The organism is Streptomyces sp. ASQP_92, from assembly GCF_025399895.1.
Lineage (GTDB): Bacteria > Actinomycetota > Actinomycetes > Streptomycetales > Streptomycetaceae > Streptomyces.
Window position 1 is genome coordinate 184,925 of sequence record NZ_JAODUA010000008.1, and the last position, 14,535, is coordinate 199,459.

Consider the following 14,535-nt stretch of genomic DNA (forward strand, 5'->3'; position numbering starts at 1 on the left):
CGCCCCCCGGCAACCCGATCGAACTCTGATCCCCCGCCAGGACGACAAGGGCACGGTACGACCCGCCGCGTTCGCCTCCGTACCGCGTCTCACAGAAGAGGCAGCACCCTGACTACGTTCCGAGAGCTCGGGATCCTTTCCGAGACCGCCGAAGCCCTTGAAGCCGTCGGCATCGTGTCCCCGTTCCCCATCCAGGAGATGACGCTCCCCGTAGCGCTCTCCGGCACCGACATCATCGGACAGGCCAAGACCGGCACCGGCAAGACGCTCGGCTTCGGTCTGCCGATCCTGGAGCGGGCCGTCGTGCCCGCCGATGTGGAAGCGGGCCGGGCCACCTCCGACCGGCTCACCAACACTCCCCAGGCCCTCGTTGTCGTCCCGACGCGCGAGCTGTGCCAGCAGGTCACCAACGACCTGCTCACCGCCGGCAAGGTGCGCAACGTGCGCGTGCTCGCCATCTACGGCGGCCGCGCCTACGAGCCCCAGGTCGAGGCGCTCAAGAAGGGCGTCGACGTGATCGTCGGCACCCCGGGGCGCCTGCTCGACCTCGCCGGTCAGAAGAAGGTCGACCTCTCGCACGTCAAGGTCCTCGTCCTCGACGAGGCCGACGAGATGCTCGACCTCGGCTTCCTGCCGGACGTCGAGAGGATCATCCAGCTCCTCCCGCCGAAGCGGCAGACGATGCTGTTCTCCGCGACGATGCCGGGCGCCGTCATCGGCCTCGCCCGCCGCTACATGACGCAGCCCACGCACATCCGCGCCACGTCGCCGGACGACGAGGGCACGACCGTCGCCAACACCGAGCAGTTCGTCTACCGCGCCCACTCCATGGACAAGCCGGAGATGGTCGCGCGCATCCTTCAGGCCGAGGGCCGCGGACTCGCGATGATCTTCTGCCGTACGAAGCGGACCGCCGCCGACATCGCCGAGCAGCTCGCCAAGCGCGGCTTCGCCTCCGGCGCCGTCCACGGCGACCTGGGCCAGGGCGCCCGCGAGCAGGCGCTGCGCGCCTTCCGCAACGGCAAGGTCGACGTGCTGGTCTGCACCGACGTCGCCGCGCGCGGCATCGACGTCGACGGCGTCACGCACGTCATCAACTACCAGTCGCCCGAGGAGGAGAAGACCTACCTCCACCGCATCGGCCGCACCGGCCGCGCGGGCAAGAAGGGCATCGCGATCACGCTGGTCGACTGGGACGACATCCCGCGCTGGCAGCTGATCAACAAGGCGCTTGACCTTAAGTTCCCCGACCCGCCGGAGACGTACTCCACGTCCCCGCACCTCTTCGAGGAGCTGAAGATCCCGGCGGGCACGAAGGGCGTACTGCCCCGGGGCGAGCGCACCCGTGCCGGCCTCGCCGCCGAAGAGGTCGAGGACCTCGGCGAGACCGGTGGGCGCGGCCGCAAGTCCGCCGCCGCGGCTCCCGTCGTCACCGAGGAGCGTGCGCCCCGTACGCGCACGCCGCGTCAGCGTCGCCGTACCCGTGGTGGTTCGCAGCAGGACGGCGCCGAGATCCCGGCCCCGGCCGCCGCTCCGGTCGCGGCCCCCGTCACGGAGGCCGTCGAGCCGGCGACCGAGGCGCGCACGCCGCGTCGCCGCCGCCGTACCCGCGTGGGTGCGCCGTCGGCCGCGCCGCAGGCCGCCGCGGCACCGGTGATCGAGACCGCGCCGGTCGCCGAGCCCGTCACCAAGGCGGAGCCGCGCCGTCGTTCGGCTCCGGCCGCCACGGTCGTCGCGCCCGAGCCGGTGAAGGCGGAGCCGCGCCGTCGTTCCGCCCAGGCCGCCACGGTCGTAGCGCCCGAGCCCGTCAAGGCCGAGCCGCGCCGGCGCCGGGTGCGCAAGGTGGTCGACACGTCCTCCGAGGTCGGCTTCATGACGCCCGAGTCGGCGGCGCTCGAGCTGGCAAGGGCCGCGAAGGCCAAGACCACCGCGGCGATGACCGAGGTCGCGTCGGCTCCGGCCGCCGCGGTCACGGCCGCCCCGGAGAAGCCGCGCCGCACGCGGACCAGGAAGGCCGCGGAAGCCGTCGTCGAGACGGTCGAGGCACCGGCGGTCGCCGAGGCCGAGGCACCTGCCAAGCCGCGTCGCACCCGCGCGAAGAAGGTCGCCGAGGCCGCCCCCGAGACGGTCGTCGAGGCCGCCACGGAGGCCGAGGCGCCGGCGAAGCCGCGCCGCACGCGGGCCAAGAAGGCCGTGGAGGCCGTTGTCGAGACGGTCGAAGCACCGGCCGTCGCCGAGACCGAGGCCGAGGCACCCGCCAAGCCGCGTCGCACCCGCGCGAAGAAGGTCGCCGAGGCCGCCCCCGAGGCGACCGAGGCTCCGGCCGCGCCGCGTCGGACCCGGGCCAAGAAGGTCGCCGAGGCCGCCCCCGAGACGGTCGTCGAGGCCGCCACGGAGGCCGAGGCACCGGCGAAGCCCCGTCGTACGCGGGCCAAGAAGGCCGCGGTCGCCCCCGAGGCCGTCGAGGCCGAGGCCCCGGCGAAGCCGCGTCGCACCCGCGCGAAGAAGGCGGCGGCAGCGCCCGAGGCGTAGCCAGCTCCACCCGAAACGGCCCGGCCCCCCGCGAGGGTGCCGGGCCGTTCGCGTTCCAGGGCGGGGGCGGCCCGGCGGGGCCGATACGCTCTACTCATGAGTAAGCCCCGCTCCCTCGACCTCCCGGCCCGTACCCGTGCGTACCGACTCCGCACCCCGCGCCAGGAGTTCGCCGTGCTCGACTCGCGGCCCGAGGGGAGGGCGCTCGGGACGGCGCTGCTCGTGCCGGGGTACACCGGGAGCAAGGAAGACTTCCTCGCGCTCCTGGACCCGCTCGCGGACGCCGGGTACCGGGCCGTAGCGGTCGACGGGCGCGGGCAGTTCGAGAGCCCCGGGCCGCGCCGGACATCCGCGTACACCCCGCGTCAGCTCGGCGGTGACGTACTCGCCCAGGTCGAGGCCCTCGGCGACGGTCCGGTGCACCTCGTGGGGCACTCCTTCGGCGGCTTCGTCGCCCGCTCCGCGGCGCGGCTCGACCCGTCGGCGTTCCGCTCGCTGACCCTGCTCTCGTCCGGGCCGGGCCGGGTCGGACCCGATCAGCGCACCAAGATCCGGATGCTCCGGGCGGCGCTGCCGGTCCTTCCGCCGTCGTGGGTGTGGGCGGCGACGGTGTGGCTGGACGGCAGGGACCCGGCGTACGTCTCCGACCCGCCCGAGATCGTGGAGTTCCTCCAGCGGCGCTGGTTCAGTACGCAGCCCGCCCAACTCATCGCCACGGGGCGGCAGTTGAGGATCGAGCCGGATCGCACGGAGGGGCTCGCGCGGTTGCCGTTGCCGCTGCACGTGGCGTACGGGGAGGGGGAAATGGTGTGGACGGTGGGGGAGTTGGCGCACCTGGCGCGGAGTGTGGGGGCGCGGCATACGGTGATTCCGGGCGCCGACCACTCCCCCAACGTGTCGCACCCGACGGAGCTGGCCGCGGCCCTGACCACGTTCTGGTCCACCACGCCCCACCCCTGACCCGGTCCCACGAGGCTCCCCGCGGACCGTGCGGGGCCGCTCGCGCAGTTCCCCGCGCCCCCAGGTCACCTCGACAGCCCAGCACCGGGCGTGCACGACTCCTCCCGCCTCGATCCACCGCGGACCGTGCGGGGTCACTCGCGCAGTTCCCCGCGCCCCTAGGCGGCTTCGACAGCCCCGCACCAAACGGTGCACCCCCTGCGGTCAAGAAACGCCCCCGCGCCAACCCCGCTACGAAGGGGCGCGGGGAACTGCGCGAGCAACCAGCGACGACCCGCACCCGACCAACCGAACGGGCACCCCCCCAGGGGCGCGAGGAACTGCGCGACGAGCCGCCGACAACCCGCGGACAGACACAAACCCCACCACCCCAAGGGGCGCGGGGAACTGCGCGAGCAACCAGCGACGACCCGCACCCGACCAACCACAGGGGCCAAGGGGCGCGGGGAACCGCGCGAGTGACCGGTAAGCACCCGCACCCCACCAGACCGGCGGTGCCCCCTCAGTACTGGGACTGGAGGTGCTGCCAGAACCCGTCCCGCAGGGCCCGCCGCAGGTCCGCGTGCCCGCGGAGGGAGCGCTGGAGGAGGCGTTCCGCCTCGATGAGGAGGTCCTGGTCGACGGGACCGGGCAGGTAGGGGTGGCCGGGCAGCAGGTCGGCCAGCGCGGCCCTCCCCCGCTCGGAGAGCCAGGTCGCGGCGATCCGCGCCCCCACGAACCGCACGTCCTCCCGACTCGGCGCCGGCCCGTCCTCGTAGAGCGTGACCGGCCGCCGCGTGACGTACGGCTTGCAGAAGTCGAGGTCGAAGGTGCGCTGACTGTCGACCTCCCACAGCAGCGGCTCCGCCTGGTTGCGGCCCTCCGCCGCCTCGATGCCCCAGAGATGGACGCGCGCCCCGTACCCCTGCGCGGCCTCGACGGCCGAGACGAGGTCCTCGTCGCCGCCGATCAGGGCCGCGTCACTGATCGCGCGGTGGCGGGCCAGGGACTCCAGGTCGGAGCGGATCAAGGAGTCGACGCCCTTCTGCTGGTTGTTGGCGTTGAGGTTGCCCAGCCGCACCTTGACGTCGGGAAGCTCCGCGATCGACTGCTGCTCGGGGGTGTGGATGCGGCGGCGCGCGCCGTCGTACCAGTAGACGCGGAGCAGCCGGCTGTCCGCGAAGATCGTGCGCGCCTTGTCGATGAACGCGTCGATCAGGCCCTCCGCGTCGAGGTCGAAGGAGCGGCGGTCCTCGGTGCCGGTGACGAGGAGGCCGGCGGCCGCGTAGACATAGCCCGCGTCGACGAAGATCGCGTGCGTGGAGGGCGTCTTCGCGACCTCGGCGAGCATGCGCTGGAGCAGCTCGTTGGTGGCGTCCAGCTTGCGGTCGAGCTGCGCGACGGGGTCGTGGGGCGCCCGCGCCGGTTGAGGTTCCTGGGAGTCGTCCATACGCTTTCCATTGTCGGCTTCGTGACGCAGGGGGCACAACCGGGCACACGCGGTCGCCGTTTCCCCCGGTCCTTAGCAAATCGAAAAATTTCCTTAGCGTAGGGAATGTTTGCTGGAGGCAACCCGTTGAACCCTACGGAACGCGTTGCACATGAGTCACGCAATCCACATGTAACGGGCGGGCAACCGCCCCGACGCCTCGTGGGAGCAGGCTGTTAGCAGCCCCCCGCACCAGTAGTTCTCCTAGCAGGAGGATCAGACGAAGGGAGAAGCCAATGCGCTTCGAAATCATGCGCCTGGACGACGTCGACGGTACCGCCGTTGACAGCACCGTCGTGGACGCCGCCTCCGTCAACCGGATTGTGCAGCAGGCCGCCGCCATGGGTCAGCGCATCTACATCCGCCCGACCGAATCCGCAGCCTCGTAACACGTTGAGGCAGTGCCCCGCGAGCCGATGACCGGCCGCGGGCGCCGTATGTAGAGAGCGCCCCCGTACCGATGTGCGTACGGGGGCGCTTTGGCTTGTCCGGGGCTCAATCGGCTCCGGGGCCTCAGTAGGCGTGGATGACCTGGGTGACGCCGTTGATGATCTGCTGCACCGCGAGGGCGGAGAGCATCATGCCGGCGAGCCGGGTCACCAGGACGACGCCGCCGTCCTTGATGACGCGGATGATCAGCAGCGAGTACCGCATGGTCACGTACAGCACGCAGTGAATCGCGAGGATCGCCGCCCAGACCGAGACCTGCCCGGCGACGGTGTCGTGGTTCTGGACCGCCAGGATCACCTGGACGATGGCGCCCGGCCCGGCGAGCAGCGGCATGCCGAGCGGCACGAGCGCGACGTTGACGTCCTTGGTCTGCTGGGGCTCGTCGGTCTTCCCGGTGAGCAGGTCGAGCGCGATCAGGAGCAGCAGCAGACCGCCCGCGATCATCAGCGCGGGGACGTCGATGTGCAGATACGTCAGGATCTGGTGGCCGACGAGGCCGAAGAGCGTGATCACTCCGAGCGCGACGGCGGCGGCCTGCCAGGCCATCCTGCGCTGGACCTTGGCGGCCCGGCCGGCCGTCAGCGCGAGGAAGATCGGCGTGATCCCGGGCGGATCCATGATGACGAACAGAGTGAGGAACAGGGAGCCGAAGACGGCAGCGTCGAACACGGTGAGCCTTGCAAGTGAGGGGCGTACATGAAGGGGGCGGCCGGGGCGCTGTCGCGCGGGTCGGCCGGGCCCGTCCCCCCGGCCGCGCGGAAGGAGAACCGGGCGGGCGTGTGAGGAGCGGGGATACGGGGGCGGGGCCCCGGGGGTCCGGAGAGGCGGGCTCTCCCTACCGGGTTACGGGCAGGTGGTTCCGCCCGCCCCCGGCACGGGGAAGGCCCCCGTGGCGCGGCGGGTGATCTCGCCGTAGATCTCGGGGTCGGTGGTGCACTCCCCGAGCCGTACGGTCTTGCGGCTGCCGTGGTAGTCGCTGGAGCCGGTGGTCAGCAGTCCGAGGTCGCCGGCGAGGGCGCGCAGCCGTTCCCGGGTGGGGGCGTCGTGGTCGGTGTGGTCGACCTCGATGCCGTCGAGCCCGGCGGCGGCCAGTTCGGCTATCGCCGACTCGGGCACGACCCGGCCGCGCTTGACGGCGAGCGGGTGGGCGAAGACGGTGACGCCGCCCGCGGCCTTGACGAGCCGGATCGCCTCGAACGGGTCGAGCTCGTGCTTGCCGACGTAGGCGCGGCCGCCGTCGGCGAGCCAGTCCGGCACGAAGGCGTCGGAAACGGAGGCCACGACGCCGAGTTCGACGAGCGCCTCGGCGACGTGGGGGCGGCCCACCGAGCCGTCGCCCGCGATGCGTTCGACCTGTTCCCAGGTGATGGGCACGCCCAGTTCCCGCAGCTTGGTGACCATCCCCTGGGCACGCGGCACCCGGTCGTCGCGCACGAGCTCGCGCTCGCGGGAGAGCTCGGGCTCCTCGGGGTCGAAGAGGTAGGCCAGCATGTGCAGGCCCACGCCGTCGAGGCGGCAGGAGAGTTCGGCGCCGGTCACCAGGGTGAGGTCGCGGTCGAGTCCCGGCAGCGCGGCGATGGCCTGCGCGTAACCGCGGGTGGTGTCGTGGTCGGTCAGCGCGATGACGTCCAGCCCGGCGGCGGCCGCGTTGCGGACCAGTTCGGCGGGGCTGTCCGTGCCGTCCGAAGCCGTGGAGTGGGTGTGCAGATCGATGCGCACGACGCGTACTCCAGGGCATAAGGGGCGGATCAGGGGACAGTCAAGGATAACCGCCCGTCCGCACACCGCCGCCCGCCCGCGAGCGGGGCCCGCGAGGGGGCGCCGGGCGGCTCGCAGGGCCCGTCGCGAGGGGTGCTTGTGGAGTCCGTCGCCGGGGCGCGGTCAGGACAGGATGCGCGGGGTGAGGGCCCCGCACGGCAGCAGTTCGACCTCGGCGCCCGCGTCGCGCAGATCGGTCAGGACGAGTTCGTCGTACATGAGCAGCCCGGACTGTTCGGGCCAGACGATCGCCCACAGCCACAGGCCCCGCGCCTCGCCCGCGAAGACCGCGCGGTCGTCCGGGGTGCGGGTGACATGCCACAGCGGGGTGGGCCGGCCGGCCGCGAGGACCTTGGTGTGCGGGGGTTTGTCGACGCTCATGAACGGGCCGGGGTCGGGCCCCTCGATGCCCGCGTAGCGCGCGCCGAGGCCGACGCCCAACTCCTCGGCGACCAGGATCAGCTCCCCGAGGCCGCCCAGCGGACCGGGGCCCGAGCAGGCGACGGCGGTCGCGCGGCCGCCGCTGCGGTCGTCGCCCGCGTAGGCGACGCCCGTGAACAGCCAGCCGACCGGCAGCGGCCAGGGCATCCACACGGGGACCTGCGCCCGGCGCACGACGACCTCCAGGGCCTCGACGCTGGGCGGCACCACGGGTTGCAGCGGATACACCGGTCCGTGCGCGTCGCACTGCCAGGTGTCGGCAAAGAGACCGGGCGCCCTGACCCGGCCTCCGCACTTCGGGCAACTGGGTTCGCCCCTCATAGGGCCCCACGGTCCTCTCCGGCCGTCGCCCCGTCAAGGACGATCACCCGTCCGGAGTGCCGTCCGCCTGTCGGACCGGGCGTCCCCAAAAGTAGTTTCATCTTGCATTCTTTAGCCTGGCTAATTTATTGTATGTACTACACAACGATCTTGTGCCCATCCTCCGAACGCGAAGCGGGAGCATCCATGCGGCAAGGAAAGGACCCTCTCGACGACGGCGCGGGAACCGGGAGTCTGCTGCGTCAGCCCAAGGCGGTCTGGGCGACCGCGGGCGCCTCGGTCGTCGCCTTCATGGGCATCGGCCTGGTCGACCCGATCCTGCCCTCCATCGCCAAGGGCCTGGACGCCACACCCAGCCAGGTCTCCCTGCTCTTCACCTCGTACTTCCTGATCACCGCCGTCGCGATGCTGGTCACCGGGTTCGTGTCGAGCCGGATCGGCGGCAAGAAGACGCTGTTGGTGGGCCTGGCCCTGGTGGTCGTCTTCGCCGCGCTGGCCGGCACCTCGGACTCGGTCGCGGAGCTCGTCGGCTTCCGGGCCGGCTGGGGGCTCGGCAACGCGCTGTTCGTCTCCACCGCGCTCGCCGTCATCGTGGGCGCGGCGGCGGGCGGCAGCGCGGCGGCGATCCTGCTGTACGAGTCCGCGCTCGGGCTCGGCATGGCGTGCGGGCCGCTGCTCGGCGCGATCCTCGGCGACATGAAGTGGCGCTACCCGTTCTTCGGCACCGCGGCCCTCATGGCGATCGGCTTCCTCGCGATCACGGTGTTCCTCAAGGAGCAGCCCCGCCCCGCGCGCAAGACCTCGCTGCTCGATCCGCTCAAGGCGCTCGGCCACGGCGGGCTGGCCTCGGCCGCCGCCTCCGCCTTCTTCTACAACTACGCGTTCTTCACGGTGCTCGCCTTCACCCCGTTCGTCCTGAACATGTCGCCCTACAAGTCGGGCGGCGTCTTCTTCGCCTGGGGTGTGCTTCTCGCCGTGTTCTCGGTGCTGGTCGCGCCCCGCCTCCAGGAGCGGTTCGGCTCCCTGAAGGTGCTCGGCGGATCGCTCGTGCTGCTCGCCGCCGACCTGCTCGTACTCGGTTACGGCAGCCACACCACGGCGGTCGCCGCGACCATCGCCTCCGGCGCGTTCATCGGCCTCAACAACACCGTCTACACGGAGCTGGCGCTCGGCGTCTCGGACGCGCCCCGGCCGGTGGCGAGCGCGGGCTACAACTTCGTCCGCTGGTTCGCGGCGGCCGCGGCGCCCTACTTCGCGCCGAAGATCGAGGAGTGGAGCGACCTCCACATCCCGTTCGTGGTGGCGGCCGCCGCGGCGGTGGTCGGCGCGCTGATCGTCTGGGCCCGGCGCACCTCGCTCACGCACGAGGCGACCGAGCTGCGTCCGGCGCACGCGACGGAGGACGGGGTTTCTGTTTTCGCGAACTGAGCGTTCTGGGTGGGTCGTTGGGGTGGCTGTTCGGCCGCGGGCCGTGCGGGGTTGCTCGCGCGGTTCCCCGCGCTCCCTGGCGGCGCTGGTGCGGGACCGTGCCGTACACCCAGCCCGGCCGGGGCTGAGGAAGGTCGGCTCGCGGCCGCGGGCCGTACGGGGTTGCTCGCGCAGTTCCCCGCGCCCCTGGCGGTACCGGTGCGGGCCGGCACCGGATACCTGACGCGCGCCAGCCCGTCTTTCACGTGCGGGCCGTGGTCGCTTCTCGCGCAGTTCCCCGCGCCCCTTAACTGCTCGGTGCGGGCCGGCATCGGATACCTGGCCCGTGCCAGCCCGTCTTTCGGCTGCGGGCCGTGGTCGCTTCTCGCGCAGTTCCCCGCGCCCCTTAACTGCTCGGTGCGGGCCCGCATCGGGCAACCTCAGCCCGTCCGGCGATTGAGGACGAGCGCCGTTCAGGCGCGAACGGGGTCTGGGGCGGAGCCCCAGGAGGGCCCAGAACCAACTGACCCGTTGCAAGGGGGCCCGGGGTCTGGGGCGGAGCCCAAGGCGGCCCCCCTCAGTCCAGCGGCACGGACCTGCGCAGCGGGTCGCGCAGATCGGTGCCGTGGGTGAGCCAGCGCTCCTCCAGCTCCTTCGCGCCGCGGACCCGCTTCCAGGCGGCCTCGTTCGTGGTCATGGGAAGCAGCGGCAGGAACCGCACCGGGTCCATCGGGGCGTCGAGCTCCAGGTCCTCGACCAGGCCGCCCGGCTCGGCCACGAGCACCGAGCTGAACGCGGCGCCCGGCCACAGCGGTTCGCCGAGGTCGAGCGAGGCGCCCGGGGCCACCACCACGCCCTCGACCTGCGGGGACGCGGCCAGCACGGCGAGCGGGCGCAGCACCTTGTCGGTGTCGGCGAGCCCGGCGCGTACCGAGAGGACCAGCTCGGCCCGGGGGCCCTTCACCGGGTCGGCGAGCGCGGCGGTGGGGTCGGCCATCGGCTGGGCGGACATGCCGAGCGTGGCGTACCGGACGATGTCGCGCTCGTTGAACCGCAGCACCTCGATGCGGTCCGTACCGAGGAAGGTGACCGCCGCGCGCGCGTCCGGCTCGCCCAGCGCGGTGCGCAAACGGGCCTCGACCAGAGCAAGAACATCAACCATGAGCCGAGCATAGAAGGCGTATGCAAGCGGCAAAGAAGGGGCTTGACGTGACAGTGGGCTGATAGTCTTGGCCGCTGTTCGGGACAGCAGGAAGTTCCCCACGGGGGACCGGCTGGAGGAGGTGGGGCTGCGATGGATCGAAGTCGGCCTGGCAGTACCAACCGCTCTTCCGCACGGTCGCGTTGTTCCCGGTGATGTCACGTTCTCGTTGATCCGAGAGCCTCTTTACCCGGCCTCCGCGCCCGGAAACACCTGAGTCTCATGGCGTTTCGCCCGACGGAAGAGCATTTCGCCTCGCCCAGTCCGTTTCAGTAGCGAACGCCGTCACCGCGTGCCCCTGTGGTGCCGCCCGCTTTGCGAACGTGTGCGATGAATGCCGTGCGGGGTCGCGTCGACCTCGTGGGTCCCCCTCGTCGCAGGACGTCCTCATTCCGGGCAGTTCCAGAGCGTCACGCCCCGACGGCCCCTCCGTGAAGGAGTCCTGCCATGTCGATGATCCGTGACCTGCGCGCCGTGGTCCGCCCCGCGCTGCGCAAGACCAGCACCCCGTACAACGGCTACGACACCACCCGCGACCCCTCGGCGAGCAGCGCCGTCGTGGACTGCGCGGTCTACCGGGACGGGCGGCGCGTCCAGTCCGTCGAGGAGACGTCCTGTCTGACACCGCGTGAGGCGATGCGCCGGGTGCGCGAGGGCGGGGGCTTCGCGTGGATCGGTCTGCACGAGCCGACCGAGGCCGAATTCGCCGGTATCGCGGCCGAGTTCGGGCTGCACCCGCTGGCGGTGGAGGACGCGGTCCACGCCCACCAGCGGCCGAAGCTGGAGCGCTACGACGACACCCTGTTCACCGTCTTCAAGACGATCCACTACGTGGAGCACGCCGAGCTCACCGCGACCAGCGAGGTCGTGGAGACCGGCGAGGTGATGTGCTTCACCGGGCCGGACTTCGTGATCACCGTCCGGCACGGCGGCCAGGGCTCGCTGCGGGCCCTGCGCAAGCGCCTCCAGGACGACCCCGAGCTCCTGGCCAAGGGCCCATCGGCCGTGCTGCACGCCATCGCCGACCAGGTGGTCGACGGCTATCTGGCCGTCGTGGACGCGGTGCAGGACGACATCGACGAGGTCGAGATCGAGGTGTTCTCGGCCCCGGCCAAGGGCAGCCCGCGCGGTGTGGACGCCGGGCGGATCTACCAACTCAAGCGCGAGGTACTGGAGTTCAAGCGCGCCGTATCGCCGCTGCTGCGTCCCATGCAGCTCCTGAGCGAGCGCCCGATGCGTCTGGTCGACCCGGACATCCAGAAGTACTTCCGGGACGTGGCCGACCACCTCGCCCGGGTCCAGGAGCAGGTCGTCGGCTTCGACGAACTGCTCAACTCCATCCTCCAGGCCAACCTCGCCCAGGCCTCCGTCGCTCAGAACGAGGACATGCGCAAGATCACGTCCTGGGCGGCGATCATCGCCGTGCCGACGATGGTGTGCGGGGTGTACGGCATGAACTTCGACCACATGCCGGAGCTGCACTGGAAGTACGGCTACCCGATCTCGATGGGTCTGGTGGCCGTCGCCTGCTTCGTCATCCACCGCACCCTCAAGCGCAACGGCTGGCTCTGAGCGCTCAGTTGGCCCGGTTCGCCCGTACGACCAGGGCGAGTCCGGCCAGGATCACCGCGAGCGCCGGGTAGGCGAGGACCGGCGGCTGCTGGCCGAGCCAGAGCGCGGCGATCAGGGCGGCGCCGGGGGTTTCGAGCAGGATCGCCGTAGAGGTGACGGACGGGCCGAGGCTCGCCACGACACGGTTCAGCAGGGAGTGGCCGAGCAGTTGGGCCGCGAGCGTGAGCACGGCGAGCTTGACCCAGGTCCCGGCGTCGTACGAGGTGAGGTTCGCGCCGCTGACCAGGGCGGCCGCCAGGAGCCCGGCGGCGGCCGTGCCGTAGCAGAGGCAGGTGTAGGGCACCGTGGCCACGCTCTTGCGGACCTCGGCACCGAGCAGGACGTAGCCGGCGGCCGCGATGCCCCCGCCGAGCGCGAGCGCGTCGCCCGCCAGCGCGCGCGGCGACAGGCTGAGGTCGACGCCGGTGAGCATCACCACGCCGACGCAGGCGGCCAGGGTGCCGCTCCACACCAGCGCCGGGGGCCGGTGGCCGCGCAGCCGCAGCGCGAGGGTCGTCCAGATCGGGGTGGTGGTGCACAGCGCGGTCGACGAGGCGACGCTCGTCATGCTCAGGCTCGGCAGCCACAGCCCGAAGTGCAGCGCCAGGAGAGCCCCCGCGCCGACGGTCAGGCCCACCTCGCGCCGGGTCAGCGCGCGCAGCCGGGCGCGGTACTTGAACCAGGCCACCGGGGTCAGCGCCCCCACCGCGAGGGCGTTGCGCCAGAAGGCGATGGCGAGCGCGGGCGCCGCGGTGGCGGCGATCAGGGGCGCGGACAGCGAGACGCTGGCGAGGGCGACGCCGAGCAGGACGAGGTCGACGCGCGGGACGGCGGCGACGTCCCGGGCGGGGGTGGTGGCAGTGGTCACCGCCGCAGCGTAAGGGGCATGGCCGGATAACGGAACTGACCTTTCGCCGGGGCCTCTAATGTGGTGGCCATGACGCAGACGTTGCTCGATCAGGCCCTCGTCGAGGAGGCCACGAAGAAGTCCGGTCTCATCTGGGTGCGCGGCACCGGGGTGGCCGAGCGGGCGCTGTGGCACGGGTGGCTCGACGGGGCGGCGTACGTCGTCGGCGGCGGCCCGGGCGAGCAGCCGCTGGAGGGCCTGCCGGACGGCGGCACCGCGACGGTGACCGTCCGCTCCAAGGACAAGGGCGGCCGCCTGGTGACCTGGACGGCGTCGGTGTCCGAGGTCCCGGCGGGCTCCGAGGCCTGGGAGACGGCGGTGGCCGAGCTGAAGGGCAAGCGCCTGAACGCCCACGACGGCGAGGCGATGCCGGCGCGCTGGGCGGCCGAGTGCCGCCTGCTGCGCCTGACGCCACGCGGCCCCCTGGCCCCCTCCCCCGAGACGTCCCTGGCGGCCGCGCCCGTGCCCACGCCCGCGACCACCCGGCACCCGGTGCCGGCCGCGCTGCCGCGGCTGCTCCTCAAGCGCAAGCGGCGCTGAGGCCCGGGGGCGGTCTAGGTCGTCGGGAGCTGACGGCCGTAGTCGACGGTGTCGCCCTTGGCGGGGGCGGCGAGCGGGAAGTCCTTGTTCCAGTCGGCCAGTTCGAGGACTCCGGCCCCGCCGGCCCGCTCGAAGCGCAGCGGGTAGGGCGTGCCCTGGAGGGAGACGTCGAGCGCGCCGCCCTCGCCGTCCTTGCCCGCCGCGATCCGTACCGTACGGACCGCGCCGACCTCCGAGCGGTCGCCCTTGGCGAGCGCGCCCTGAAGGCCGAGCATCCCCTTCAGGAGCACCGACTTCTCGGTGAAACCGCGCAGTTGCTGATAGGCGGGGTCGCCCGAGGGCACCTTCACGTACTTGTCGTCGAGCTTTCCGGCCGCAGCGGCCGCGTCGCCGGACCCGCTGTGCGACCAGAACCCCGCACCGGCCTTGAGGAACAGGTCGTCCCCCACCCGCAGCAGCCCGAAGGTGCTCTTCTGCGAGGTGACCGTGCCGGTGCCGCCGCTGCTCTTGAGCCGCATGTCGATCCGGTACGAGCCGCCCTTGCTGACCAGCGTCCCCGACAGGCGCACCGCGTCCGCACCGTCCGCCGCCGCCCGTGCCTTGCTCTCGATCTCGGGCGCGGACAGCTTGCCGACGCCGTTGGTGCCCTCGTCCGGGTCCGAGCCGCACGCCGTGAGCGTCGCGGCGAGCCCCGCGCAGAGCGCGACGGGAAGCGCCGCCCGGCGGGCGCGGACCCGTACCCGTACGAACCAGGGGGATGAGGTCACCTGCGCACTGCCTCTCACATGGATGTAGGGGGTCGGCAGACCGCACCCTACCCGCACCGCCCGCGCCACCCGGCAGAGCGCCGGACGGACGACCCGCAAGGGCGTACCGCGCCGCCACCGGCTAGCCTGAAGCCCTTGTCCCGCAGCGATCGCGGTGGTGCGGAGCAACCCT

Annotated in this window: 13 protein-coding genes; 6 read left to right on the plus strand and 7 right to left on the minus strand. The window is 72.3% G+C overall.

The features are described 5' to 3' along the window. The first annotated feature begins 198 nt into the window (after positions 1 to 198). Positions 199 to 2,532, plus strand: a complete 2,334-nt coding sequence (locus N4G70_RS19480; RefSeq protein ID WP_261713939.1) for a DEAD/DEAH box helicase — start codon at positions 199 to 201, stop codon at positions 2,530 to 2,532. Positions 2,533 to 2,628: 96 nt separating this feature from the next. After that, positions 2,629 to 3,492: an alpha/beta fold hydrolase gene (locus tag N4G70_RS19485; RefSeq protein ID WP_261713940.1), complete on the plus strand. Its 864-nt coding sequence runs from the start codon at positions 2,629 to 2,631 to the stop codon at positions 3,490 to 3,492. A gap of 502 nt (positions 3,493 to 3,994) precedes the next feature. Here N4G70_RS19485 and N4G70_RS19490 read toward each other — a convergent pair. Beyond that, positions 3,995 to 4,921 carry an NYN domain-containing protein gene (locus N4G70_RS19490; protein ID WP_246033519.1) on the minus strand — a complete coding sequence of 309 codons (927 nt, stop codon included), beginning with the start codon at positions 4,919 to 4,921 and terminating at the stop codon, positions 3,995 to 3,997. A 275-nt stretch (positions 4,922 to 5,196) separates the two neighbouring features. Between N4G70_RS19490 and N4G70_RS19495 the strand changes: the two genes are divergently transcribed. Further along, entirely contained in the window at positions 5,197 to 5,349 is a 153-nt protein-coding gene (locus tag N4G70_RS19495) for a hypothetical protein (protein ID WP_167157160.1), read from the plus strand. A 124-nt stretch (positions 5,350 to 5,473) separates the two neighbouring features. Here the strand turns inward: N4G70_RS19495 and N4G70_RS19500 are convergent, their stop codons facing one another. The 3 genes from N4G70_RS19500 to N4G70_RS19510 all read right to left on the minus strand — a co-directional run bounded on the left by N4G70_RS19500 (position 5,474) and on the right by N4G70_RS19510 (position 7,930). After that, positions 5,474 to 6,079 carry a MarC family protein gene (locus tag N4G70_RS19500; RefSeq protein ID WP_261713941.1) on the minus strand — a complete coding sequence of 202 codons (606 nt, stop codon included), beginning with the start codon at positions 6,077 to 6,079 and terminating at the stop codon, positions 5,474 to 5,476. 174 nt (positions 6,080 to 6,253) lie between these two features. Further along, positions 6,254 to 7,129, minus strand: a complete 876-nt coding sequence (locus N4G70_RS19505) for a PHP domain-containing protein (RefSeq protein ID WP_261713942.1) — start codon at positions 7,127 to 7,129, stop codon at positions 6,254 to 6,256. A gap of 162 nt (positions 7,130 to 7,291) precedes the next feature. Further along, positions 7,292 to 7,930 carry a DUF6758 family protein gene (locus N4G70_RS19510; protein ID WP_120721534.1) on the minus strand — a complete coding sequence of 213 codons (639 nt, stop codon included), beginning with the start codon at positions 7,928 to 7,930 and terminating at the stop codon, positions 7,292 to 7,294. Between the two features lie 186 nt (positions 7,931 to 8,116). Between N4G70_RS19510 and N4G70_RS19515 the strand changes: the two genes are divergently transcribed. Then, the gene (locus N4G70_RS19515; protein WP_261713943.1) at positions 8,117 to 9,358 is read left to right on the plus strand and encodes an MFS transporter; all 1,242 of its coding nucleotides are present in this window, start codon (positions 8,117 to 8,119) and stop codon (positions 9,356 to 9,358) included. A 556-nt stretch (positions 9,359 to 9,914) separates the two neighbouring features. On the opposite strand, the gene N4G70_RS19520 is transcribed toward N4G70_RS19515, so the two are convergent. Further along, positions 9,915 to 10,499: a suppressor of fused domain protein gene (locus N4G70_RS19520; RefSeq protein WP_261713944.1), complete on the minus strand. Its 585-nt coding sequence runs from the start codon at positions 10,497 to 10,499 to the stop codon at positions 9,915 to 9,917. Between the two features lie 486 nt (positions 10,500 to 10,985). Between N4G70_RS19520 and N4G70_RS19525 the strand changes: the two genes are divergently transcribed. Beyond that, a complete protein-coding gene (locus tag N4G70_RS19525) occupies positions 10,986 to 12,110 on the plus strand; it encodes a magnesium and cobalt transport protein CorA (RefSeq protein WP_261713945.1) in 1,125 nt (374 codons plus the stop codon). A gap of 4 nt (positions 12,111 to 12,114) precedes the next feature. Here N4G70_RS19525 and N4G70_RS19530 read toward each other — a convergent pair whose 3' ends face one another. Further along, on the minus strand, positions 12,115 to 13,017 hold the full coding sequence (locus N4G70_RS19530) for a DMT family transporter (RefSeq protein WP_261713946.1): 903 nt from the start codon (positions 13,015 to 13,017) through the stop codon (positions 12,115 to 12,117). A gap of 69 nt (positions 13,018 to 13,086) precedes the next feature. Here N4G70_RS19530 and N4G70_RS19535 point away from each other — a divergent pair, with 69 nt between their 5' ends. Next, positions 13,087 to 13,596 (plus strand): hypothetical protein, encoded by a 510-nt coding sequence (locus N4G70_RS19535; RefSeq protein ID WP_261713947.1) that lies wholly within the window; start codon positions 13,087 to 13,089, stop codon positions 13,594 to 13,596. A 14-nt stretch (positions 13,597 to 13,610) separates the two neighbouring features. On the opposite strand, the gene N4G70_RS19540 is transcribed toward N4G70_RS19535, so the two are convergent. Next, the gene (locus N4G70_RS19540; protein ID WP_261713948.1) at positions 13,611 to 14,363 is read right to left on the minus strand and encodes a hypothetical protein; all 753 of its coding nucleotides are present in this window, start codon (positions 14,361 to 14,363) and stop codon (positions 13,611 to 13,613) included. Between the last annotated feature and the right edge of the window lie 172 nt (positions 14,364 to 14,535).

Coding starts and splice junctions, on each gene's coding strand:
- N4G70_RS19480 (WP_261713939.1), top strand. CDS start 199: ATGACGCTCCCCGTAGCGCTCTCCGGCACCGACATCATCGGACAGGCC.
- N4G70_RS19485 (WP_261713940.1), top strand. CDS start 2,629: ATGAGTAAGCCCCGCTCCCTCGACCTCCCGGCCCGTACCCGTGCGTAC.
- N4G70_RS19490 (WP_246033519.1), bottom strand. CDS start 4,921: ATGGACGACTCCCAGGAACCTCAACCGGCGCGGGCGCCCCACGACCCC.
- N4G70_RS19495 (WP_167157160.1), top strand. CDS start 5,197: ATGCGCTTCGAAATCATGCGCCTGGACGACGTCGACGGTACCGCCGTT.
- N4G70_RS19510 (WP_120721534.1), bottom strand. CDS start 7,930: ATGAGGGGCGAACCCAGTTGCCCGAAGTGCGGAGGCCGGGTCAGGGCG.
- N4G70_RS19515 (WP_261713943.1), top strand. CDS start 8,117: ATGCGGCAAGGAAAGGACCCTCTCGACGACGGCGCGGGAACCGGGAGT.
- N4G70_RS19520 (WP_261713944.1), bottom strand. CDS start 10,499: ATGGTTGATGTTCTTGCTCTGGTCGAGGCCCGTTTGCGCACCGCGCTG.
- N4G70_RS19525 (WP_261713945.1), top strand. CDS start 10,986: ATGTCGATGATCCGTGACCTGCGCGCCGTGGTCCGCCCCGCGCTGCGC.
- N4G70_RS19535 (WP_261713947.1), top strand. CDS start 13,087: ATGACGCAGACGTTGCTCGATCAGGCCCTCGTCGAGGAGGCCACGAAG.